The following is a 22,902-nucleotide window of genomic DNA, read 5'->3' on the forward strand; positions in this document are numbered from 1 at the left end:
TTAGTGGCCTGAGATTAATCTGCGCTGTTTGTAAATGAAACGGCGTTGAATGTTTTGTATGTTTCGGCGTGTTTTGTTTTAGCTGCAGTGAACAATGAATAGATCGGGCGGCCGTTTCATTCTTTAATGACTGACACTGCAGACCCACCTTGCGAATGTGCTTCTCGTCTGCCGCCTCGCTCGCCATAATTCAGGCTTAATCCCCACCTGCTTGACTCGCTTTTTTGCTCAGGGAGCTCCCATGCACGTACTGGTTTGCGAAGACGATGAGCTGATCGCCAGCGGCATAGTCGCCGGCCTTACGGCCCAGGGCCTGACGGTGGAACATGTCGCCACTGCGTCGGCTGCGCGGGCGATGCTCAAGGTGGCAGAGTTCGATGTCATGGTGCTCGACCTTGGCCTGCCCGATGAGGACGGCCTGAAGCTGTTGCAGCAGTTGCGTCACAATGGCCTGGAGATTCCGGTGCTGATCCTCACCGCCCGGGACTCGGTCACCGATCGCGTCGACGGGTTACAGGCCGGCGCCGACGATTACCTGCTCAAGCCATTCGACCTGCGTGAGCTCGCCGCGCGCCTGCACACCTTGTTGCGACGCGTGGCGGGACGCAGCGTCAACCTGATCGAACACGGCCGTCTGACCTACGACCCGAGCAGCCGCGAAACCATGCTCGGCGGTCAGCCCGTCGACCTTTCGCGGCGTGAACAGTCGCTGTTGCAGGCCTTGCTGCATAACCGTGGCCGGGTGCTGTCCACTGAGCAATTGAAAGACAGCGTTTATGGGTTTAACGATGAGCTGGAAAGCAACGCCCTCAACGTGCATATCCATCACCTGCGGCGCAAACTCGGCAACGGGATTGTCGAGACGGTGCGCGGCCTGGGTTATCGCCTGGGGCCGGCTGATGGTGCAGAGGAATTGAAAAAGTGATGAGCCTGCGATTGCGCCTGAGCCTGACGCTCGGCGCCGCTTTTGCGCTGATCTGGGCCCTGGCGGCGGCCTGGATGCTCAGCGACCTGCGCAACCAGATGATGTTCTCCCTCGACCAGCGACTGGTGGCGTCGGCGCGCATGGTCGCCGGTCTGATGGAGCAGTTGCCGGCATTACCGAGCAAGGGCGAGGGCACGCATTTCAGTGCTGAACAGCTCAATATTCCTGGGGGTATGGCCTGCCAGGTCAGCTCGTTGCGCGGCGAAATCCTCGCCCGCAGTCACACCGATCCGCAACAAACCCTCGAAGCCGAGAAAATGGGCTTTCACGATCAGATGATCGACGGTGCGCCATGGCGCAGTTTCACCCTGGCCCGCGGTGATTTGCGCATCACCACGGCTGACCGGCAAATCGAACGCGAAGCACTGAACATGTCGATCCTGCTCGCCGCTTCGGTGCCGGTGGGCGTGGCGTTGCTCGGCTGCCTGTGCCTGTTGTGGCTGGGGATCGGCCAGGGACTCGCACCGCTGAACCGGATGCGCGATGCCTTGATGCGCCGTAGTGCTGACTCTTTGGAACCGTTACAGATCCAACCGCTGCCCAGCGAACTTCAGCCGTTGCTGGACACCCAGAATCAGCTGTTCCAGCGCATCGGCAAGACCATCGAACGCGAGCGCCGCCTGACGGGCGACGCGGCCCACGAACTGCGCAGCCCGCTGACGGCAATCAAAACCCACCTGCAAGTGGCGCGCATGACCGACGGCGCGGCGCGCGATCAATCCCTGGCTCGGGCCGAAGAGGGCGCCGACCGCATGCACCGCACGCTGGAACAATTACTGTTGCTGGCGCGGGTCGAGGGCAGTCTGTCGTTTGATGACGGCGTGCAATGCAGCGCCGAGCAAGTGGCTAAACTGGCGATTCAGGATGCCGCCAGCGGTGATCGTCGGCGAATCAAGCTGCAAATGCCGGCCAAATTCTCCGATGCGCCGGTGCAGATGCCTGCGGTGCTGTCGATCGCCGCATTGCGCAATCTGCTGGATAACGCCCTGCGCCATACCCCGGGCGACGGGGCGGTAGAGCTGAGCCTGGAAACCACCGGCAGTCGTGCGCGCTTTCTGGTTCGCGACCACGGGCCGGGCATTGCCGAAGACGACCTGCAACACCTGACCCAACGCTTCTGGCGCAACGGCCAGAGCACCGGCTGCGGACTGGGCCTGGCGATTGTCCAGGCGATTGTCCAGCGCTGCGGTTGCACCCTGCATTTCGACAGCCGCCCGGATGGGTTGCGGGTTGAGTTGACGATGCCTTTGCAGCCGGTGTGAACTTCAAAATCCACCCCTCACCCCAGCCCTCCCGAAACGTCGGACCGCCCCACGGGGGAGAGGGGAAAGGGAGCAGATCTTTATCGTTTTTCAGAGCCTGAGTTCGACTCAGGACGTTCAGGTCGCAGCATGTCAAATAAACACCACAGTCAGTCCCCTCTCCCCACGGGGGAGAGGGAGCAGATCTTTATCGTTTTTCAGAGCCTGAGTTCGACTCAGGACGTTCAGGTCGCAGTATTTCAAATAAACACCACGGTCAGTCCCCTCGCCCCTTGGGGAGAGGGTTAGGGTGAGGGGGAATTCTGCAGGCACACCAAATGTAACGTCTCTCCATTAGCCACCCACCCGCCACCAGCGCTATCGTCCCCGGCAGCTTTTTCTCAATGGATTGAGGTAACAGCGCCATGGATGCATCGATTCACATCAGCAAGGCAACCCCCGCCGACGCCGGCATCATCAGCCGGATCGTCGAGCGCTCCATTCGTGTCGGTTGTGCACTCGACCACCGCAACGACCCGCGAACCGTTGCCACCTGGACCCACAACAAAACCATCGAACACGTGCAACCCTGGCTGACCGACCAACGGTTGTACCTCAACATCGCCCTGTTGCAGGACAAACCGGTCGGTGTCGCCATGGCTGCGATCAGTGGCAAGGTCGCGTTCTGCTACGTACAGCCGGAATGGTTTCGTCGCGGAGCCGGAGAGGCGCTGGTTCACGACCTCGAAGGCTGGCTGATCAATCAGGGGCTGGCCCACGCACGGCTCAACAGCACCCGTACCAGCGAGGCTTTTTACCGTCATTTGGGCTACCGGCCCTGCGCCGAAATCTTCACCGTCGCCGGGCTCCACGCCATTCCCATGCACAAGGCATTGACGCCGCCTTCATAGAAAGCTGATCGAGGGTCTAAATCCTCGGCGCCCTGATGCGTTTCCAGAACAGGAAAACCTTATTGAGGGGTCGAGAGATGTCAGTCGCTACCAGCCTTATGGAAGATCAGTCGGCCCGGATCACTCCGGCGCCGGCCGAGACGCTTTATCAGTTCAACGAATCGCCGCTGCTGGCCCGTCAAAACCAGCAGGAGTCGAATGCCCGCAGCTACCCGCGGCGCATTCCCCTGGCGCTCAAACGCGCCAAGGGCATTTATGTCGAAGACGTCGAAGGCCGCCGTTTCATCGACTGCCTGGCCGGCGCAGGGACATTGGCCCTGGGGCACAACCATCCGGTGGTGATCGAAGCGATCCAGCAAGTGCTGACCGATGAATTGCCTTTGCACACTCTCGACCTGACCACGCCGGTCAAGGATCAGTTCGTCCAGGACCTGTTCGGTCTGCTGCCACCGGCCTTGGCCGCGCAAGCGAAGATCCAGTTCTGCGGCCCGACCGGCACCGACGCGGTGGAAGCCGCGCTGAAACTGGTACGCACCGCCACCGGACGCAGCACTGTGCTGTCGTTCCAGGGCGGTTATCACGGCATGAGCCAGGGCGCGTTGAGCCTGATGGGCAGCCTGGGGCCGAAAAAGCCGTTGGGTGCCTTGCTCAGCAACGGCGTGCAATTCATGCCGTATCCCTACGATTACCGTTGCCCGTTCGGGCTCGGCGGCGCGCAAGGGGTGAAGGTCAACCTGAGCTACCTGGAAAACCTGCTGAATGATCCCGAGGCTGGCGTGCAATTGCCGGCGGCGGTGATCGTCGAAGCGGTGCAGGGCGAGGGCGGGGTGATCCCGGCCGATCTGGATTGGCTGCGCGGCCTGCGACGCATCACCGAACAGGCCGGCGTGGCGCTGATCGTCGATGAGATCCAGAGCGGTTTCGCCCGCACCGGCAAGATGTTCGCCTTCGAGCACGCCGGGATCATTCCGGACGTTGTGGTGATGTCCAAAGCCATTGGCGGCAGCCTGCCGCTGGCGGTGGTGGTCTATCGCGACTGGCTCGACACCTGGCTGCCGGGCGCCCACGCGGGGACATTCCGCGGCAACCAGATGGCCATGGCCGCGGGTTCTGCGGTGATGCGTTACCTGACCGAGCACAAGGTCTGCGAGCACGCCGCTGCCATGGGCGAACGCTTGAGCGAACACCTGCGCATCCTGCAGCGGGACTTCCCGCAACTGGGCGATATTCGTGGTCGCGGCTTGATGATCGGCGTTGAACTGGTCGATCCGACGGGCACGCCCGATGCATTGGGTCATCCGCCGATCTTCGGCCGCCTGGCGCCGCTGGTGCAGCGTGAATGCCTCAAGCGCGGGCTGATTCTTGAGCTGGGCGGGCGTCATGGCGGCGTGGTGCGTTTCCTGCCGCCGCTGGTGATTACCGCAGCGGAAATCGATCGGGTGGCCGAGATATTCGGCCGGGCCATGGCCGCTGCCACCGCCAGCCTCTAAATTTTTCGAGCGGCAGAACGTTCCTTCTACATACCGGCTGCGCGTGCAGTGCAGCCCACCCTACAGCGATGGAGACACACCATGACGTCAGTATTCGACCGCGAGGACATCCTCTTTCAGGTCGTGGTCAACCACGAAGAGCAATACTCGATCTGGCCCGACTACAAAGCCGTGCCAGCCGGCTGGCGCACCGTGGGCAAGAGCGGCCTGAAAAAGGAATGCCTGGCCTACATCGAAGAAACCTGGACCGATATGCGTCCGTTGAGCTTGCGTCAGAAGATGGATGAGCAGGCGGCAGTGGCTAATTAAGGCACGGCGCAAAAAGAAGCCCGCTGAACTGTTAACAGTCAGCGGGCTTTTTCATGTCTGGAATTTGTATCGCCTTTCAGGCCGCCATCGCGAGCAGGCTCGCTCCCACATTGGATCTGCGGTGTTCACAAATAATGTGTTCGCTGGAGATCCATGTGGGAGCGAGCCTGCTCGCGATGAACGATGACACGGACTAACTGAGGTTACGCCCCACTCAACCCCTTGATCAGCAAATCCACATTTCCTTCCAGCTCGGCCACCGGATCCGCCGCGTCCACGCTCAACACCACCAACCGACTGCCAGCCTCGGCAATCACCGCTTTCACCGCCTCCGACGGCTGGCGATGATGCAACACCACCGCCACGTCATTGTCCTTCAGCGTCGCACCCAATTGCTTCAGCGCTTCAGGGGTCCACTCGGTATCCGGCCGTGCATCGAGGCCGATCAGCTCCAGATTCAGCCCGCCGATCAAGTAGCCAAAGTGATCGCTAAGGCTCATCACACTGAGGTTATCGGCGCTGGCCAACCGCGCTTCGCTGTCCGCACTGAGCTTGAGCAAACGCTGCTTCAGCGTCGCCAGGTTTGCCTCGATCGCAGGTTTTGCCGCGGGCGCCAGACGCACCAAATCAGCCGCCATCACATCCGCCATCCGCCCCATGTTGTTGCTGGAAAACCACGGCTGGCTGTTCAACCCGTCGACCTTGTTACCCGGCTGCACGGCGATGCCGGGGAGGGCGCCATCCACCGGGCGCGCGGCGTCGACTTCGATAATGCGAATGTTGCTGCGCCGCGAGATCGGGTACAGCGGATCATCCGCCCACAGTGAGCGCAAACCGATTACCGCATCGGCGTCGGTCGCCAGTTTGGCCAGCGCCGGAGCGCCGCGACCGGTGAAGTACGCAGTCTGACGGCTGCCCGGCAGGTTCGCCGGCGCGGCACGCTCGAGGCTGACGTTGGTGCCCTTGAGCAGGACTTCGCCCAGCCCGTAGGTGATCGGCAAGGACGCCAGCACGCGCAGTGGTTTTGTGTCCGCTGCAAAGGTTGTATTGACCAGCCCGCAGAGGGCAACGGCCAGGGTCAATTGACGCAGAGAAAAAGACATTTATCCGAGGTTCCCTTTCAGGCTTGGGACGACGCCACGCGCAATGGCTGCGAGGGCGAAGGCGATACCGGCCACCAGAATGATCGCGGCACCGGACGGAATAGGCAGGTCGAAGACAATCGGCGCGAGGATCCCGCACAGCGTGCTGACCGTGGCGATCAGCACCGAGCACCAGAAGAACCCCTTCAGCGACTGGCTGAGCAGGCGCGCCGCCGCAGCCGGAATCACCAGCAGCGCACCGACCAGAATCGCGCCGATGACTTTCACCGCAGCCACGGTGATCAGGGTCACCAGAATCACAAACAGATAATCCAGGGTCTTCACTGCCACACCGCGTACCGCCGCCAGTTGCGGGTTGAAACTGGCGAGCATGATGCGGTTGTACAGCGGCAAGGCCAGTGCCATGACCAGCGAGCCGACGATGGCCAGCACCAGCAGGTCATTACCGTTGACCGTCAGCACCGAACCGAACAGTACGTTTTCGAGGATGTGCACGTTGATCTTGCCCGCCAGGATCAGCAGCAGGCTCGCGCCCAGCGCCAACGACACCGAGAGAAACACGCCGATCAGCGTATCCGGCGCCAGTCCCGTGCGGTTGCGCAGGTAGTTGAGCAGGATGCCGAACAGCAGGCAGTAACCAAACAGGCTGCCGTAAGGCCCGGTGTACGGTTCGCCGAGCAGGATGCCGATGGCCACGCCGGTCAATGCCGCGTGGCCCACCGCCTCGGAGAAAAACGCGAAACGTTTGACCACCACCAGCGTGCCCAGGCCGCCCAGCACCGGGCCGATCAGCAAACCGGCGAGCAGCGCGTTGACCACAAATCCATAGGCCAACGCTTCGGGCAGGTAACCCGAGGACGCCCAGCCCTGGACCATCAAACGAAAGGCTTCATAACTCATCAGGCAGCGCTCCGTGGATGGGTCGAGAACAGGGTCAGCAAGCGTTCTGGAGTCAGTGCTTGCTGGGGCGTGGCATCGAACAGCACCCGGCGATTGAGCCCGGTGACGCGATCCGCCAGACGTCCGACCGCTTCCAGATCATGCTCGATCCACAGTACGGTGATGCCGCTCTGGCGCCAGTCGCCGAGCAGCCGTTCGAACACCTGGATACCGGCCTCATCAAGGGCCGACATCGGTTCGTCGAGTACCAGCAACTGCGGCGCCGGGATCAACCCTTGAGCGAGCAACACGCGCTGACGCTCACCGCCGGACAGCGCACCCATGCGCCGCTTGCGTTTGTCCTGCATGCCGACCCGTTCCAGCGCTTCACCAATGGCTGCCGCGTAATGCTTGCTCAACCCGAGGAACGCCGGCCGACGCTGACACATCGCGGCCATGAAATCGTCGACGGTCATTGGCAGGCCGCGGTCGAATTCCAGCGCCTGGGGCACGTAACCGATGGTCCCGGGTGTGCCCGGCCATTGCAGGCTCAAGCGGCCCTGATGCGGCATCTGTCCGAGCAGGGTCTTGATCAACGAGCTCTTGCCACCACCGTTCGGGCCCACCAGCGCGTGCACGCTGCCGGGCTGGACCTGGAAGGTCACGTTGTCGAGGATCGTCGTGCGGCCCAGCGTCAAACTGACCTGCGCAAAATCCAAGGTTGGCCCCGAAACTTGTGGGAGCGAGCCTGCTCGCGATAGCGGTGGGTCAGTCAACATCGATATCGGCTGACTCGACGCCTTCGCGAGCAGGCTCGCTCCTACAGGGGATTCGCTGAGTGTTTCTTTAGCCGTCATTTTCCCGACTCCTGAATCGCCCGGACCACGGTGTTGAGGTTGCCGGTCATTTCCTTTTCATACTTGTCGGCGGTGTATTCGCCATAGGAAATGTGCGACAGCGGGTACAGCTTCACCCCGGATTCACGCTGGATGGTCTCGACGTAGGTAGACGGGAAATCCATCTCCGAGAAAATCACCTTCACGTCCAGTTCACGCAGTTGATCGATGGTCTTTTTCAGCTGGCTCGGGCTCGGCTCGATGCCGTGAGCCGGCTCGACCACAGCCGTCACTTCCAAGCCGAATTCACGCAGCAGGTAGTCATACGCCGCATGCACCGTGGCCACCCGCAGTTCGGCGTTCGGCGCCTGGGTCAGTTTCGCCAGGGCATCGGCGCGCATCTGCCGCAGGCGTTTGCCGTAGGCGCGGGCGTTCTGGGTGTAGGTCTTGGCGTTGGCCGGGTCGAGCTTGCCCAGCTCCCGGGCGATGTTGTTGACCTGGGCAATCGAGGCGCTGATCGACAGGAAGGTGTGCGGATTCACCACCTTGCCGGCACCGCGTGCGGCGACCCCGGTGGCGGCCAGCAGCGGTACGTTTTCGTTGGCTTCGATCACCGGGACGTTCGGCGTTTCGCTGGCGGCGATCATGCGGTCGGCGAAGTCGTCATGACCGACGCCGTTGAGCACGATCACGTCGAGCCCGCTGATGCGCTTGATGTCTTCGGCGCGGGGCTCGTAGGCGTGCGGGTTGAAACCGGCCGGAATCAGCGGAACCACCTCGGCCTTGTCACCGACGATGTTGGCCACATAGCTGTAATAAGGGTGCAGGGTGATGCCGATGCGCAGGCGCTTGGCTTCGTCGGCGCTGGCCAGTGGCGTCAGCAGCAAGGCCAGCAGGCCGATCAGCAGCGGGCGCAGGAAAGAGCGTTGAGATGAACTAGGCATGGGAAAGCGGTCTTCTCTCGGGTGAAGGCGAGGGTTCAGTGCCGGTGCTGGCGGGTCACGCCGGCATCGAATTGCGCGACGATCTGCTGCCAGCCGGCGCTTTCGAGCGCGGCATCAGTGAGATCGGCCGGGGCCGCGAGGGCTTTGCCGCGGTTGAGCCAGACGTCCGGCGCATCGTCGCCGGCAGTCAGGCGCATCAGAAACGAACCGGCCACCGCAGGCGTCTGGCTCTGACCGAAGTAGGCCTTGGTGTCGAGCAACTGCCAGGCATGGCCGCCACGGCTGACGGAACTGGCGTCCTGGGCAAACGGTGCAAAACCTTCATCGGCAAGCGTTGCCGGTGTCGGCAGCGCTTGCTGTTCCTGGCGTAGCAGATGGATCTCGTCCAGCGTCACCCGCAGGTCGGCGTAGATCCCTTGCTCGGATGCGCTCAGATCGCGACGGGCATCCAGCTGATGGCTGTTAACGCTGCTGACTTCCTGAGACTCATGGCGCCAGGCAACCACTGAACCGGCCACCGCCAGAATCATCAGGCACAACAGCAACACATACAGGGTTTCATGGCCGGCACCGGCCGGGCGAACAACGTGCGTAGTCGGCGTACTCATGGGGCTTCGATGTCCGCTTGGTCGATCTCGACGACGTGGCCGGGGCCGGCGTCGAACAGTACGTAGAATTCGGCGCCGGGCTTCTTGAAGGTCAGCGTCGAATCGGCGCCGAGCTTGCCCGGCACGAGGATGGTTTCGTCATAGCCGATCACATCCAGCGTCACGCCGGGCGCGCCGCTGCCGTCGGAAAAACCGCCGGTGCATTTGATTTGTTCGGCGTCGATGGCTTTGCATTCGCACATCGGGTTGTGGGCCAGGGCGCTGGCGCTGAAACCGGCGCAGAGCACCAGCAGAGCCGCATTCAGAGAACGTAGCGTCATGGTTTGCCTCCTTGTTTGGTCAGCCACGCGAGGGTGGCGGGGGATGCCTGGCTCAGGGGGATCGACGCTTGGTGCATTGCGCCGTCCCAGCCTTCCATGGTGATCCACAGTTCGGCGTCGGCCTTGGTCTTGTCGGGGATCGGCAACATGGCGCCCATGCGGTACGGCGTGCCGAAGAAAATCACTCCGGCGGCGCGCAGGCTGCGCGGTTTGCCGATGCGCAGGTAAGTGGCCTTGACCTGATCGCGGCAGCTGTCGCACAGCGCCGCGCTGAAGCTCTTCATGTGTCCGGCCGGGCCATCGAGGGTCGGGGCTTCGTTGCGCAGTTCGGCGAGGCGCAGGCTCCAGGGCCCGACCTGCACTTCACCGATTTCTCGTTCACCGAGCCCGGTATCACCGCGAAACAGCGCCGCGTCAGCAAAGTATTTGGGCATGAAGCCCAGAGGCACCAGCAACAGCAGGACGTTGATGTGGAAGCGCCATTTGTGCCAGAAGCGGCTCAGTTTCGAGGCGGGTTTGTCAGCGATGAACAGGCTCATTGGCTGGCCTCCGTGGTTTCACGGCTGGTGACGGCGGCAGCGGTGCGCGGACGTTTGTCTTTGCGCTTGAGGGCGTTGGCCGTGGCCAGGGCGGTGCGCTTGGTCCAGATCAGCAGGCCGCTCAGCACCATCATGCTCAGGATCAAACCGAAGAAGAACCAGATCAGCTTGATCCAGAGGCCGCCGAAATCACCGGTGTGCAACGGCCGCATGGATTCGGTGACCAACTCCAGGCCGGAACGGTCCGACAGCAGGCGGGTGGCGGCGACATCACCGGTGTACGGGTTGATTTCGGCGGTCTGGAACATCAACGGATACCAACTGCGTCCACCCACCGTCAGGTAGCTGTAGGCATTGGCGGGCATGCTGACGAAGCTGTCTTCCAGGCCGGGAATGCGTTCCTTGGCCTGGGCAATCGCGGCTTCCATGCTGATCATCGGCGCCGGCGAGCCATCGGTGCTCACCGGTACGCTCTCACGCGGAACCACCAAGGCTACCGGCGCGGTGGAAATCGACACCTGGTTATCGAACATGAAGGCCTGGATCAGGAACCACGTGCTGGTGATGGAAATCACCGCGATGAACCAGATCGACCAGATGCCGCTCAGGCGGTGAAAGTCGCCCCAGAAAATCCGCGCGCCATGACGGATGCGCAACGTCGGCCGGAAGAAGCCTTTCCAGAAGCGCTTGTAGACCACCAGCCCGGTCACCAGTGACGCCAGCAAAGGCAGACTCAGGAACGACACCAGGTACCAGCCCCAGCTGTAACCGTTGGTGAACGGCACCAGCCACCAGCCATGCAACGCACGGGTGAAGGCCTGGAAATTGAATGGCGGGGCGGTGCCCTGGATCACGCCGCTGTACGGATTGACGTAAACCTTGACCGAGCGCCCGTCGGGGTAGCTGACATCGACATCCAGCGCGAAGTGCGACTCGTCGGGCCGGCTGATGCCCTCGACCAGGGTGTTCGGTTCGGCCTTCTTGATGGCGGCGATGATCTGGTCGTAACTGAGCAGCGGCGCATCGTCCGTGGGCTGGCTGGCGCGCATTTGCGGGTTGGCCAGCCAGACGATTTCCTGGCTGACCACCGCCAGCGTGCCGGTGACACAGACGATCAGTACAAAAAACCAGATCGGCAAGGCCAGCCAGCTGTGGACCAGAAACCAGAGTTTGGAGCGGGATTTCTTCGACATGATTAAGGTCTTGTATCGATGAGAAGGCCTCTGCTGCGGGCTTCCCAGCGATGAGGTCCATGAAAGGCCGGCCCGTGGCTTTTGCCTACGCGGACTGACTGCATCTATATAGGACGGATGAGGAACGGAAATCCCGAACGACAATGTGAAAGTAAATGTTTCGCGTTCCACGAACACAGCGTCCCCTGTGGGAGCGGGCTTGCCCGCGATAGCGTCCTGTCATTCAACATCCACGTAGGCTGACCCACCGCAATCGCGGGCAAGCCCGCTCCCACAGGGAACCAGTGTTCAGTTCAAACTGGAACATTTCCTCGATCCAACACGAACCATGGTTCACGGGATCACTCTCCGGCCATTGATGGCCATGGCCCACTCCCTAAGATGGAGCCCAGACGCCTTTCACCCGCGAGCCTGAGCGAGCCTCTCCATGACTCCAGCAAGAACCCTCTACGACAAACACATCGATTCCCACACGGTGTGTCGCCTCGATGACCAGGGCCACGTCCTGTTGTACATCGATCGCCAGGTCATCAACGAGTACACCAGTCCCCAGGCGTTCAGCGGTTTGCGCGAGGCCGGGCGCGGAGTCTGGCGTGCCGGAACCGCGCTGGCCGTGGTCGATCACGTCAACCCCACCGCCCCGGTGCGCATCGCCGCCATGCCCGACCCCGGTGGCGCGCGGCAGGTGTCGTACCTGGCGCAAAACTGCCGGGACTTCGGTATCGAGTTGCTCGACATCCTCAACAAACGCCAGGGCATCGAACACGTCATCGCGCCGGAGCAGGGGTTCATTCTGCCGGGCATGGTGATCGCCGCGGGCGACAGCCACACCACCACTTATGGTGCCCTCGGGGCGTTCGGCTTCGGTATCGGCACTTCCGAAATCGAGCACCTGCTGGCGTCCCAGACCCTGGTCTACAAACGCCTGAAAAGCATGCGCGTGACAGTTGATGGCGAGTTGGCGCCGGGGTTGACGTCCAAGGACGTGATCATGGCGCTGATCGGCCAGATTGGTGCGTCGGGCGCGACCGGCTACGCCATCGAGTTTTGCGGTTCGACCATCGATGCCTTGAGCGTCGAAGCACGCATGACCATCTGCAACATGGCCGTCGAGGCTGGGGCGCGGGGCGCGTTCATGGCGCCGGACGAGAAAGTCTTCGCCTATCTCAAGGGCAAGCCCCGTGCGCCCAAAGGCGAGTTGTGGGAGCAAGCAGTCGAGAAATGGCGCGCACTGCACAGCGATGCGCACGCGCACTTCGACCGTGAAGTCCGGGTCGACGCCAGCACCCTGGAGCCGATGGTCACGTGGGGCACCAGCCCGGACCAGGCGTCACCGATTGGCGCGTGCGTGCCTGACCCGCAAGACGTCAGCGATCTGATCCTGCGTCAGGACATGCGCCGGGCGCTGAATTACATGGGGCTCGAAGCGGGCATGCCGCTGAGCGAGATCGTCATCAGCCACGCCTTTATAGGTTCCTGCACCAACGCGCGCATCGAAGACCTGCGCGATGCCGCCAGCGTCGTGCGGGGCAAACACGTTGCCGGACACGTGCGCGCAATGATCGTGCCGGGCTCCACCGAAGTGCGCAATCAGGCGGAAGCCGAAGGTCTGGCGGCGATCTTTATCGAGGCCGGGTTTGAGTGGCGCCAATCCGGCTGCTCGATGTGCCTGGCGATGAACGACGACGTGCTGTCGCCGGGCGACCGCTGCGCCTCCAGCACCAACCGCAATTTCGAAGGCCGTCAGGGCGCGGGCGCACGCACTCACCTGATGAGCCCGGCGATGGTCGCCGCCGCGGCGATCACCGGCCGCCTGACCGACATCCGTCACTTTGGAGACCGCGCATGAACCTGCAACCTTTCACTCGGGTCACCGGCAAGGCGGCGCCGATGCTCGCGGCCAACATCGACACCGACGTGATCATGCCCAAACAGTTTCTCAAGGGCATCGACCGGGCCGGGCTGGATCGGGGGTTGTTTTTTGACCTGCGGTTTAGGCCGGACGGTTCGCTGAATACTGAGTTTGTGCTGAACAAACCGGCATGGAAGGGTGCAAGCTTCATGGTGGTCGGGCCGAACTTTGGCTGCGGGTCGAGCCGGGAACATGCGGTCTGGGGCTTGAAGCAGATGGGGATTCGGGCGCTGATCGGCAGCAGCTTTGCCGGGATTTTCTATGACAACTGCCAGCGTAACGGGGTGTTGTTGATTACCCTCGATGAGGCCGTTTCACAGCAGCTTGGGCAAGTGGTCAGTGAGCCGGACAGCGCGCTGATCAATGTCGATCTGGAAGATCAGGAGATTCGCCTCCACGACGGTCGGGTCATTCCGTTCGAGATCGACACGTTGCGTAAAACAGCATTGCTGCTGGGCCTCGACGCCATCGGCAGCACTTTGCAGCGCAGCGAGCAAATCAAAGCCTTCGAACGCAAACACCTGGCCGCCAACCCCTGGCTAAGCTGAAATACAAATCCAATTGTGGGAGCGAGCCTGCTCGCGATAGCGGCGTGACAGTCAACATAGATGTTGAATGTAATGGCCTCATCGCGAGCAGGCTCGCTCCCACATTTTTGACCTGTATTTACCCGGGCTACACCGACAACCCCTTGAAATGCTCCTGCAAAAACTCCACACACGCCCGCAGCTTCCCCGAATACGCCAGTCGCGTCGGGTACACCGCCCAGACGTTGGCGCTCTGGCTGTATTCGGGCAGCAGCTGCACCAGCCGCCCTTGCTCCAGTAACGGTTTCACATCCCACAACGACCGTAGCACAACGCCGCGCCCGTCCAGCGCCCACTGCAAGACAATCTCGCCGTTATTGGACGACAGCGGCCCGCTGACCCGCACGCTTTCTTGAACCCCGTTGCGTTCCAGGTTCCAGATGCCGAAGGCGTTGTCGCGCTCCTTGATCACCAGGCAATGATGCTGCTCCAGTTCGCTCAACGTTTGCGGCACGCCCTGACGTTGCAGGTAACCGGGCGCCGCGCAGACGACCCGTCGATTACTCACCAACCGGCGGCCGATGTGCTGGCCGGGAATGTCATCGCCGACCCGGATCTCCAGATCGAAGCCTTCATTGACGATGTCCACCACTCGGTCGAACAGGTCGAGGCGAATTTCCAGGTCGGGATAACGCTCGGCCAGCAACGAAAGGGCCGGCGCCACGTGATGGCGGCCGAAACCGAAACTGCTGCACAAATGCAGGCGTCCGCGAGGGCTGTCGTGGGCGTCGGAGAGTTCGTCGTGCAGTTGCTGGAAGTCATCGAGAATACGCAGCGCCCAGCGCTGGACCCGTTCACCGTCCTCGGTCAGGGCGATGCGGCGGCTGGTGCGATGCAGCAGGCGCGTGCCGAGGGTGGTTTCGAGAATCTGGATGCGCTTGCTGACGTAGGCGGGCGACAGGCCCAGCTCATCGGCAGCGGCGGCGAAACCGCTCTTGCGGATCACGGTGAGGAGTACACGCAGGTCTTCGGGTAAGGGCACGTTGTCTTTCTTGGTGGTCATGGCAGAACGAACACTGGCGGCATGAGCCGCCAGCATAGCAGCGAGATGCCGCGATCAGCGCAGGAAACCCAGCACTTCGGCGAGCAGCAGTTTGGGTGCTTCTTCTGCAATGTAGTGGCCGGCTGGCAGGGCTTTGCCACGGACGTCGGTGGCCACGTGTTGCCATTCCTTGAGCGGCTCGAAACAGCGCCCGACCGTCCCTTCGGCGCCCCACAGGACCAGCAACGGCAGGTGCAGATAATGCCCGGACTTGATATCGGCGCGGTCATGTTCCAGGTCGATGCTGGCGCTGGCGCGGTAGTCCTCGCAGATACCGCATGCTGTGCCCGGCAGTTTCAGGCATCGCAGGTATTCGCTGAAGGCCTCGGGCGTGAACGGTTTGAGCCCGGCGCTGCGGCTGCCCATCACGCTGCGCAGGTAAGATTCAGGGTCAGCTTCGATCAGTGTTTCCGGCAACGGCGCGGGACGGATCAGGAAGAACCAGTGCCAGTAGGCGCGGGCAAAGGCTTCGTTGGTTTGCGCATACATCGACAGGGTCGGGGCGATGTCCAGCAGCATCGTGCGTTGCACGGTGTCGGGATGATCCAGCGCCAGGCGATGGGCCACGCGGGCGCCACGGTCGTGGGCCAGCACCGAAAACTGGTCGAAGCCCAGGGACTTCATCAGCTCGACACTGTCCTTGGCCATTTCTCGTTTGGAATAGTTTGTGTGGTGATCGTTGGCCGGCGGTTTGCCGCTGTCGCCGTAACCGCGCAGGTCGGCGGCGACCACGGTGAAGTGCGCGGCCAGTTGTTCAGCGACCTTGTGCCAGATGACGTGGGTTTGCGGGTGGCCGTGCAGCAACAGCAGGCCCGGCCCGCTGCCGCCGATGCGATAGGCAATGTCCACACCGTTGACGTGGCGCTGGTCTTTCAGGAATCCGGCGAACATGAGCGAGTCCTTGTTGTAGTTGCCTGCATCCTGAAAGTGTTGCGCGCCGGGGGCAAGGCGCAAAGCGTGGTGCGCTTGTTCATGAAGTGTGTGGTGTTGCTGATGGCCCCATCGTCGGAACGCCGCCCGGAGCCGGCTCGCTCCCACAATGGATTTGTGTACACGGTTCAATGTGGGAGCGAGCCTGCTCGCGATGAGGGCTTAACATTCACTACAAAACTCAACCCTGCTGAAACATCTCCTTCGCCCGCTGCTCAATCTGCTCCTGAGTCAAATCCTCCTTGCGCGTCGCCAGGAACCACAGATGCCCATAGGGATCCCTCAAGGTCCCCGAACGATCGCCATAAAACTGATCCTTGACCTCGGACACCACTGTGCCGCCCGCCGCAATCGCCTGTTTATAAGACTTGTCCACATCGTTCACATACAAATGCAGCCCCACGGACGGCGAATTGTCCGGATTGCTCAATGGTCCCTGATCGCACGGCGTGCCGAGCATGATCGGGCAATCGCCGATGCGCAGTTCGGCGTGGCCAATCCCGCCATCCGGCATAGCCAGGCGCATGACTTCGGTGGCGCCAAAGGCCTTCTTGTAAAACTCGATCGCTTCGGCCGCTTTCTGAATGCCCAGATAAGGCGTGATGCTGTGATAACCCTCTGGAATGGGTTTGACGCTCATGACGGTTCTCCCTTGTTGTTGTGAATTGAAGGTGTTCCTTCGCCGATTTCCGGTCGGATAACTATAGGTCAGCGCTTTTTGCGCAACCGAGTGCCCGACGAGCAGCAGCGCCACTGTTCAGCCATCAACAGCGCAGCAGCAGATTGCCCGGGTTTATCCATTTTTAATCGACAAGACCCCCGAAAACACGGGACGAAGTGGTCGGCACAGAAGCTGCAATGTCCTCTTGAAAACATCAGTACCGAGAGACTTGTATGCCTGAATCTGCCGTTTATCCGATCAATCCTCCGGCCGCCCATCGGATCGCCGACGAAGCCGAAGCCTTGCGCGTTGCCGAGCGCGTAGCAGCGGTTTTGCTGGAGCAGGACGCCGAGCGCGACCGTACCTGCCAGGTGCCTGCCGAGATCGTCGACCTCTATTCCAACAGTGGTTTGTGGGGCATCAGCGTGCCGAAAGCGTTTGGCGGCGCGCAGGTGTCGTACGCAGTACTGGCGCAGGTCATCGCGATCATCTCGGCGGCAGACCCGTCTCTGGGGCAGATCCCGCAAAACCACTATTGCCTGCTGGAAGACATTCGGCTGCAAGGCACACCGGAGCAACAGGCGCATTTCTTCGAGCTGGCGCTGCTAGGCCATCGCTTTGCCAATGCCTTGTCGGAAACCGGTGGCAAGAATGTGCAGGACATTCAGGCGACTGTTCGCCGCTACGGCGACGGTCATGTGATCAATGGGCGCAAGGGTTACTGCACCGGTTCGCTGTACGCCCACTGGCTGGCGGTGCTGGCGCTGGATGAAGAGCAGAAGGGCCAGTTGGCGTTCGTCGAGCGCGGCACGAAAGGGCTGGTGATCGTCGACGACTGGGACAGTATCGGCCAGCGCACCACGTCCAGCGGCACGGTGCTGGCGGAGGACTTGCGCGTGTCGGCGTTCAATCTGTTCCCGACCTATCGCTCCTATGAATCGCCGACCCTGGCCGGCCCGTTCGCGCAGTTGACCACCGCAGCCATCGACGCCGGCATTGCCCGCGCAGCACTGCGCGACACCATTGCGTTCGTCCAGCAATTCGCCCGGCCATGGATCGACGCCGGGGTGGAAAAGGCCAGTGAAGATCCGCTCACCATCATTCAGGTCGGTGGCCTGGAGATTCGCCTGGAAGCCGCTGAAGCCTTGCTGGAACGGGCGGGACGAGCGCTGGATGCGGCGCGTCCGTCACCCGACGAAGACAACGTCGCCCAGGCGTCACTGGCGGTAGCCAGGGCCAAGGTGCTGACCACTGAAATCGCGATTGAGGCAACCAACAAACTCTTCGAACTCGGCGGCACCCGCTCGACCCTGAAGAAGCACAATTTTGACCGTCATTGGCGCAACGCTCGGGTCCACACCCTGCACGACCCGGTGCGCTGGAAATACCACGTGGTCGGCAACTGGCTGCTCAACGGTGTGAAACCACCGCGCCACGACTGGTCGTGACCCGTGGCCGAACTGCTGAAAAACATTTATTGGGCCGACATCGCCCAAGCCTGCCTCGACACCCTTAGCATGCTCGTTGCTGCCCTGGGTTTTACCGTGCTGCTGGGATTGCCGTTGGGCGTGATCCTGTTTCTCACCGGCAAGCGCCAATTGCATGAAGCGGTCGGGGTTTACCGGGTGCTGTCGGTGATCGTGAATATGCTGCGTTCGCTGCCGTTCATCATTTTGCTGATTGTGCTGATTCCCCTGACCACGCTGTTGGTCGGCACTTCGCTCGGCGTACCGGGGACCATTCCGCCGCTGGTGGTCGGCTGCACACCGTTCTTCGCACGGCTGGTGGAAACCGCGTTGCGCGAAGTCGATCGCGGGGTGGTGGAAGCGACCCAGGCCATGGGCGGTACCACCTGGCAAATCATCCGCCACACCTTGTTGCCGGAAGCACGGGGCGGGTTGCTGGCGGCGGTCACGGTGACCGCGATTGTGCTGGTGGATTACACGGCGATGGCCGGCGTGATCGGCGGCGGCGGACTGGGCGACCTGGCAATCCGCTACGGCTATCAACGGTTTCAGACGGATGTGATGGTGGTCACCGTGGTGCTGTTGCTGATCCTCGTTCAGGCACTGCAAATGACCGGCGACCGGTTGGTGGCACGCTACAGCCGACGTTAAACGTTCAACTAAAAACAGGCCCCACGTCCACCCCACGACGGCCACTCAATCTGCCTAGGAGCACACCATGAAAAAGACCCTGGCCATTCTGGCTGCCCTCGTGTCGTTGAGCATTCACGCCAACGAAAAACTCACCGTCGGCGCCACCCCGGTGCCGCACGCGGAAATCCTCGAATTCATCAAACCGACCCTGGCCAAGGAAGGTGTGGACCTGGACATCAAAGTCTTCACCGACTTCATCCAGCCCAACCAACAGTTGGCGTTGAAGAACCTCGACGCCAACTATTATCAGTACCGGCCGTTCCTCGATGATTTCAACAAGACCCGCCACACCGATCTGGTGCCGGTGGTCGGTGTGCACATCGAACCGTTTGGGGCCTATTCAACCAGGATCAAAAACATCGCCGAGCTGAAGGACGGCTCCACCGTGTCGATCCCCAACGACCCGGTGAACACTGGTCGTGCACTCGTGCTGCTGCACGAAGCCGGGCTGATCAAACTCAAGGACCCGAGCAACACCCTGGCGACCCCGCGCGACATTATCGAAAATCCGAAACACCTGAAGATTCGTGAACTGGAAGGCGCGTTGCTGGCGCGCTCGGTAAGCCAGGTGGACCTGGCGTTTGTGTTTGCCAACTACGCGCTGGAAGCGGGGATCGATACCAACAGCGCGCTGATCGTCGAGAAGGGCAAGAACCTGTACATCGAATTCCTCGTGGCGCGGCCGGACAACATCAATGATCCGGGTGTGCAGAAACTGGCCAAGGCGCTGAACTCCGATGAGGTGCGGCAGTTCATTCTGACCCGCTACAAAGGACAGATTGCGCCGGGGTTCTAAACGCAAGCATTGTGGCGAGGGGATTTATCCCCGTTGGACTGCGCAGCAGGCCTTTTTTTGGGGGCCGCTTCGCAGCCCAACGGGGATAAATCCCCTCGCCACAGGTAGATAATCAACTCGATTCCAGCAACTGTGCCCCCGACCCCTGTTCCCCCAACACATCGCCAAAATTACGCAACGGACACGCCTCCATCGACAAACACCCACAGCCGATACAGCCATTGAGCTTGTCCCGCAGCAAGGTCAGTTGATTGATCCGCTCGTCCAGGTCCCGGCTCCACTGCGCCGACATCACCTTCCAGTCCGCCGCCGTCGGCGCGCGGTTATCCGGCAAGGCTTTCAGCGCCTCGCCAATCTCCGCCAACGGAATCCCCAACCGCTGTGCCACTTTGATCAATGCCACCCGCCGCAACACTTCCCGCGGATAGCGCCGCTGGTTGCCCTGATTGCGATTGCTTTTGATCAAACCCTTGGATTCATAAAAGTGCAGCGCTGTGACCGCCACGCCACTGCGCGCAGCCAATTGGCCGACAGTGAGTTCTTTATGCAGATGCTCCGGGGTGATCATTTGGAAAATGCCTCTTGACCTCTAGTTAACTCGAGGTTTTACCCTGCAGGCCTTCGGATCGCAAGGTCCGGCTTTCACGTCAGTGGGGACTCTTCATGCAAGCGCCAGAGAAAAATCGCAGCTTCACCCAATTGATCGAATTCGAGATCGAACCCCATCAGCAACCCGCTTTGGTGTCGGCACTGTCGAAGCAGACCGAGCGCCTGGCCCAAGGCTACAGCGGATTTTTGAGTGCGAGCATCCAGGCCAGCGACGACGGCCGGCGGGTGCTCAATTACCTGCAATGGCAAACTCGCGAGGCGGGGGAAGCCGCGTTTCAGAGCTTTGAAAGCGGCGAGCAGGATTTCTGGCAGCTGATCCGCGCGCATCAGGCGAAGACCGTGACGTTCGGCTCGTTCCAGGTGCTGCACAGTCTGGAACGTAGCCGCGACGACGCGCTGCACTGCAACCTGGTGGGTTAAATCGACAACTGCATCAAGCGCTCACCCTGAACGTTTTCCGTGGGCCGGCGCTTGTTCACGGCCAGTTCGCCGATCTTGATCAGTCGCGTGCGCGTGACGTTGCGGCTCAAGCCCAGCAGGGCGGCGGTGTGCACTTGGTTGTAATGGCTGAAGCGATAAGCCGCCCGCAATAAGGCGTCTTCGACTTTCTCGTGGAGCGCACCGGCCTGTTCCTCGAAGAGTTTTTGAAAGGCCCGCTCGAGCAAGGCTTCCGGTGAGTCGTCGAAACCCGCGTGATGATCGTCCTGACGTTCGATGCGCATGTTCGACAGGCGCAGGTCATCGCGTTCGATCACGCCGTTGCGGCAGATCAGCAGGGTGTGGTGAATCACGTTTTCCAGTTCGCGGATATTGCCCGGCCAGCTGTAGCTGCGCAGTTTCAGTTCGGCCTCTTGGCTGATGGTGATGGTGCCGTAACCCAGGCGCTGGCTGTCGGCTTCGACGAAGTGGCGGGTCAGCGGCAGGATGTCGCCGGGACGGTCGCGCAGCGGGCTCAGTTCCAGGCTGACTACGTCGAGGCGGTAGTACAAATCCTCGCGGAAATGCCCGGCGTTGATGGCTTTCTCGAGCTGCACGTTGGTCGCCGCCAGCACCCGCACGTCGATGGGAATGCTCTTGCGTGAACCGAGGCGCACCACTTCGCGCTCTTGCAGCACGCGCAGCAACTTGACCTGAATCGCCATCGGCAAATCACCGATTTCATCGAGGAACAAGGTGCCGCCATCGGCCTCTTCGAACCAGCCGGCCTTGGCGCTCAGGGCACCGGTGAATGCACCTTTCTCATGGCCGAACAGCTCGGCTTCCACCAGGGATTCGGAGAATGCACCGCAGTTCACTGCCACGAACGGCCGATTACGCCGGGCGCTGAGGTTATGGATATGCCGCGCCACCAGCTCCTTGCCGGTGCCGGTTTCGCCGATGATCAGCACGCTGGCCTCACTCGGAGCGACTTGTTGAATGTGCGCGAGCAAGGCCTGGGATTTCGGGTCTTCGAACACCTGTGCGGTGGCGCGGATCGAAGTGGCCAGGGCGGGCGAGGGCGGTAGGGTCAGAAGTTGCATCAGGCAGGCTCCCTGAATAGAAGGCTATGAATAGAAAGTCGGGATCGGCAGGGACTGGTTCAGCGCCCAGTCGCCCAGTTCATGGAGTTTGTAATCCACCGGGTCGTGCAGCGTTTGCGTGCGCAGGTTGCGCCAGTGGCGGTCCAGTCGCAGGGAGGCATGGGTCGAACGCGCGCCAGTGACTTCGAACAAACGGCTACAGATGTCCAGGCCATTGCGCGTGGCCGCGACTTTCGCGGTGGCGATGGCCGTGGCGAGCTGTCCGCGTTCCTCGGCACTGAGGTTCGGGCCTTTGGTCCACGCCTTGTCGAGCAACCCGGCGGCACGTTCCACCAGCAATCGAACGCCTTCGAGGGCGACCCAGAATTCGCCGTAATGGCCGAGCACATAAGGATCCTGACGCACATCCTGCGCGCTGGATTTGTGCCACGGACGGGTTTCGGTGAGCGTGTACTGCCGTGCTTCTTCGAAAGCCCCTTCGGCAATGCCGAGGAACATGTGGGTGAAGGTCAGTTGCGCAATTAAGGGCCGCAGGCAGGCGAATGGTGTGCTCAGCGGACCCGGATCGAGCAGCAGTTCCGATTCCTCGACCCGCACCCGTTCGAACGTCGCGCTGCCGCTGTCGGTCTGGCGCTGGCCCATGTTGTTCCAGTCGTTGTGCAGGGTGATGCCACTGCGACCGCTGGGTATGGCGGCGATCAACAGTTTGCCGCCGGCACTTTCATCAACGGCCGAGGCGATGAGCATTTCCGAGTCGCTGGCGCCGGAGCAGAAGCTTTTCTTGCCGGAGAACTCGCGCCAGCCACCGAGGTTTTTCACCACGGTGCGGGTGTCCAGCGGGTTGAGAGCGTTGCCCCAGAACCAGTTCTTGCGTGCGGTCTGTTCAAACCACGGTTGCCATTGCTCGGGCCTGGCGAACAGGCGCACGGTGGCGAGCATCAGGTGATGGAAGCCGAAGACATGGGCGATCGAACTGTCGACCTTGGCGAACTCGCGCACGATGTTCAGGGTGTCACTCCAGCTGGCGCCGAGGCCGCCGTACTGGACGGGAATGCTTAACGCGAGCAGACCACTGTGGCGCAGCGCGTCACGCTCGGCCTTGGGCGTACCGCCACGCTCGTCGCGCTCGACGGCGGTCAAGGCAAACCCGGCGGCCAACTGGCGGGCGGTCTGCAAGGGGGACAACAGGGCGCTTTGCGGCTTGGCAGTCACGCGGGGTTCCTCTTTTGAAATCGAAGCAAATCCCCTGTGGGAGCGAGCCTGCTCGCGATAGCGGTAGATCAATCAACATTTATCTCGACTGAGACACCGCTATCGCGAGCAGGCTC

25 protein-coding genes are annotated in these 22,902 nt (G+C 61.7%); 11 read left to right on the top strand and 14 right to left on the bottom strand.

The window, feature by feature from the left end:
- The first annotated feature begins 241 nt into the window (after window positions 1–241).
- The 5 genes from ACRC4F_RS11020 to ACRC4F_RS11040 all read left to right on the top strand — a co-directional run bounded on the left by ACRC4F_RS11020 (window position 242) and on the right by ACRC4F_RS11040 (window position 4,936).
- Window positions 242–925, top strand: a complete 684-nt coding sequence (locus ACRC4F_RS11020) for a response regulator (protein ID WP_438659340.1) — start codon at window positions 242–244, stop codon at window positions 923–925.
- The gene (locus tag ACRC4F_RS11025) at window positions 922–2,247 is read left to right on the top strand and encodes an ATP-binding protein (RefSeq protein ID WP_438659341.1); all 1,326 of its coding nucleotides are present in this window, start codon (window positions 922–924) and stop codon (window positions 2,245–2,247) included. Before ACRC4F_RS11020 ends, ACRC4F_RS11025 begins: the two co-directional genes overlap by 4 nt.
- A gap of 404 nt (window positions 2,248–2,651) precedes the next feature.
- On the top strand, window positions 2,652–3,137 hold the full coding sequence (locus ACRC4F_RS11030) for a GNAT family N-acetyltransferase (RefSeq protein WP_438659342.1): 486 nt from the start codon (window positions 2,652–2,654) through the stop codon (window positions 3,135–3,137).
- 77 nt (window positions 3,138–3,214) lie between these two features.
- Window positions 3,215–4,627: an aspartate aminotransferase family protein gene (locus ACRC4F_RS11035; protein WP_438659343.1), complete on the top strand. Its 1,413-nt coding sequence runs from the start codon at window positions 3,215–3,217 to the stop codon at window positions 4,625–4,627.
- 81 nt (window positions 4,628–4,708) lie between these two features.
- Complete coding sequence (locus ACRC4F_RS11040; RefSeq protein ID WP_010461182.1) at window positions 4,709–4,936, top strand: MbtH family protein; 228 nt, start codon at window positions 4,709–4,711, stop codon at window positions 4,934–4,936.
- A 203-nt stretch (window positions 4,937–5,139) separates the two neighbouring features.
- Here ACRC4F_RS11040 and ACRC4F_RS11045 read toward each other — a convergent pair whose 3' ends face one another.
- The 8 genes from ACRC4F_RS11045 to ACRC4F_RS11080 form a co-directional block, all read right to left on the bottom strand.
- On the bottom strand, window positions 5,140–6,039 hold the full coding sequence (locus ACRC4F_RS11045; protein ID WP_438659344.1) for a metal ABC transporter substrate-binding protein: 900 nt from the start codon (window positions 6,037–6,039) through the stop codon (window positions 5,140–5,142).
- Window positions 6,040–6,939: a metal ABC transporter permease gene (locus tag ACRC4F_RS11050; protein ID WP_003226663.1), complete on the bottom strand. Its 900-nt coding sequence runs from the start codon at window positions 6,937–6,939 to the stop codon at window positions 6,040–6,042.
- On the bottom strand, window positions 6,939–7,697 hold the full coding sequence (locus ACRC4F_RS11055; RefSeq protein WP_438659365.1) for a metal ABC transporter ATP-binding protein: 759 nt from the start codon (window positions 7,695–7,697) through the stop codon (window positions 6,939–6,941). Before ACRC4F_RS11055 ends, ACRC4F_RS11050 begins: the two co-directional genes overlap by 1 nt.
- A 74-nt stretch (window positions 7,698–7,771) precedes the next feature.
- Window positions 7,772–8,698, bottom strand: coding sequence for a metal ABC transporter substrate-binding protein (locus ACRC4F_RS11060; RefSeq protein ID WP_438659345.1), 927 nt, complete (start codon window positions 8,696–8,698; stop codon window positions 7,772–7,774).
- Window positions 8,699–8,733: 35 nt separating this feature from the next.
- Window positions 8,734–9,306: a DUF6162 family protein gene (locus tag ACRC4F_RS11065; RefSeq protein WP_438659346.1), complete on the bottom strand. Its 573-nt coding sequence runs from the start codon at window positions 9,304–9,306 to the stop codon at window positions 8,734–8,736.
- Complete coding sequence (locus ACRC4F_RS11070) at window positions 9,303–9,626, bottom strand: hypothetical protein (protein ID WP_109633514.1); 324 nt, start codon at window positions 9,624–9,626, stop codon at window positions 9,303–9,305. The genes ACRC4F_RS11065 and ACRC4F_RS11070 overlap by 4 nt, the downstream gene beginning before the upstream one ends.
- On the bottom strand, window positions 9,623–10,165 hold the full coding sequence (locus tag ACRC4F_RS11075) for a thiamine pyrophosphate-binding protein (protein ID WP_438659347.1): 543 nt from the start codon (window positions 10,163–10,165) through the stop codon (window positions 9,623–9,625). Before ACRC4F_RS11075 ends, ACRC4F_RS11070 begins: the two co-directional genes overlap by 4 nt.
- The gene (locus tag ACRC4F_RS11080; protein ID WP_438659348.1) at window positions 10,162–11,358 is read right to left on the bottom strand and encodes a PepSY-associated TM helix domain-containing protein; all 1,197 of its coding nucleotides are present in this window, start codon (window positions 11,356–11,358) and stop codon (window positions 10,162–10,164) included. The genes ACRC4F_RS11075 and ACRC4F_RS11080 overlap by 4 nt, the downstream gene beginning before the upstream one ends.
- A 427-nt stretch (window positions 11,359–11,785) precedes the next feature.
- Between ACRC4F_RS11080 and leuC the strand changes: the two genes are divergently transcribed.
- Both leuC and leuD read left to right on the top strand, forming a co-directional pair.
- Window positions 11,786–13,207 carry a 3-isopropylmalate dehydratase large subunit gene (gene leuC / locus ACRC4F_RS11085; protein WP_438659349.1) on the top strand — a complete coding sequence of 474 codons (1,422 nt, stop codon included), beginning with the start codon at window positions 11,786–11,788 and terminating at the stop codon, window positions 13,205–13,207.
- A complete protein-coding gene (leuD, locus tag ACRC4F_RS11090) occupies window positions 13,204–13,818 on the top strand; it encodes a 3-isopropylmalate dehydratase small subunit (RefSeq protein ID WP_438659350.1) in 615 nt (204 codons plus the stop codon). Before leuC ends, leuD begins: the two co-directional genes overlap by 4 nt.
- Window positions 13,819–13,945: 127 nt before the next feature.
- On the opposite strand, the gene ACRC4F_RS11095 is transcribed toward leuD, so the two are convergent.
- From ACRC4F_RS11095 to ACRC4F_RS11105, 3 genes are all read right to left on the bottom strand, one after another.
- Window positions 13,946–14,896, bottom strand: a complete 951-nt coding sequence (locus tag ACRC4F_RS11095) for a LysR substrate-binding domain-containing protein (protein WP_438659351.1) — start codon at window positions 14,894–14,896, stop codon at window positions 13,946–13,948.
- Window positions 14,897–14,914: 18 nt separating this feature from the next.
- The gene (locus ACRC4F_RS11100; protein WP_438659352.1) at window positions 14,915–15,790 is read right to left on the bottom strand and encodes an alpha/beta fold hydrolase; all 876 of its coding nucleotides are present in this window, start codon (window positions 15,788–15,790) and stop codon (window positions 14,915–14,917) included.
- Window positions 15,791–16,010: 220 nt separating this feature from the next.
- Window positions 16,011–16,469, bottom strand: coding sequence for a VOC family protein (locus ACRC4F_RS11105; RefSeq protein ID WP_438659353.1), 459 nt, complete (start codon window positions 16,467–16,469; stop codon window positions 16,011–16,013).
- A gap of 254 nt (window positions 16,470–16,723) precedes the next feature.
- On the opposite strand from ACRC4F_RS11105, the gene ACRC4F_RS11110 reads away from it, so the two are divergent.
- The 3 genes from ACRC4F_RS11110 to ACRC4F_RS11120 all read left to right on the top strand — a co-directional run bounded on the left by ACRC4F_RS11110 (window position 16,724) and on the right by ACRC4F_RS11120 (window position 19,445).
- Window positions 16,724–17,938 carry an SfnB family sulfur acquisition oxidoreductase gene (locus ACRC4F_RS11110; RefSeq protein WP_438659354.1) on the top strand — a complete coding sequence of 405 codons (1,215 nt, stop codon included), beginning with the start codon at window positions 16,724–16,726 and terminating at the stop codon, window positions 17,936–17,938.
- Window positions 17,939–17,941: 3 nt separating this feature from the next.
- Window positions 17,942–18,607 (top strand): methionine ABC transporter permease, encoded by a 666-nt coding sequence (locus tag ACRC4F_RS11115; RefSeq protein ID WP_438659355.1) that lies wholly within the window; start codon window positions 17,942–17,944, stop codon window positions 18,605–18,607.
- 67 nt (window positions 18,608–18,674) lie between these two features.
- Window positions 18,675–19,445 (top strand): MetQ/NlpA family ABC transporter substrate-binding protein, encoded by a 771-nt coding sequence (locus ACRC4F_RS11120; protein ID WP_438659356.1) that lies wholly within the window; start codon window positions 18,675–18,677, stop codon window positions 19,443–19,445.
- A 112-nt stretch (window positions 19,446–19,557) separates the two neighbouring features.
- Here ACRC4F_RS11120 and soxR read toward each other — a convergent pair whose 3' ends face one another.
- On the bottom strand, window positions 19,558–20,013 hold the full coding sequence (soxR, locus tag ACRC4F_RS11125; protein ID WP_438659357.1) for a redox-sensitive transcriptional activator SoxR: 456 nt from the start codon (window positions 20,011–20,013) through the stop codon (window positions 19,558–19,560).
- A 95-nt stretch (window positions 20,014–20,108) separates the two neighbouring features.
- On the opposite strand from soxR, the gene ACRC4F_RS11130 reads away from it, so the two are divergent.
- Complete coding sequence (locus ACRC4F_RS11130; protein WP_438659358.1) at window positions 20,109–20,474, top strand: antibiotic biosynthesis monooxygenase; 366 nt, start codon at window positions 20,109–20,111, stop codon at window positions 20,472–20,474.
- Here ACRC4F_RS11130 and ACRC4F_RS11135 read toward each other — a convergent pair.
- Entirely contained in the window at window positions 20,471–21,574 is a 1,104-nt protein-coding gene (locus ACRC4F_RS11135) for a sigma-54 interaction domain-containing protein (protein ID WP_438659359.1), read from the bottom strand. The two genes, ACRC4F_RS11130 and ACRC4F_RS11135, sit on opposite strands and share 4 nt — an antisense overlap.
- A 24-nt stretch (window positions 21,575–21,598) precedes the next feature.
- A complete protein-coding gene (locus ACRC4F_RS11140; RefSeq protein WP_438659360.1) occupies window positions 21,599–22,786 on the bottom strand; it encodes an acyl-CoA dehydrogenase family protein in 1,188 nt (395 codons plus the stop codon).
- Window positions 22,787–22,902: the final 116 nt, after the last annotated feature.

Source organism: Pseudomonas sp. (assembly GCF_051660785.1).
Classification (GTDB): Bacteria; Pseudomonadota; Gammaproteobacteria; order Pseudomonadales; family Pseudomonadaceae; genus Aquipseudomonas.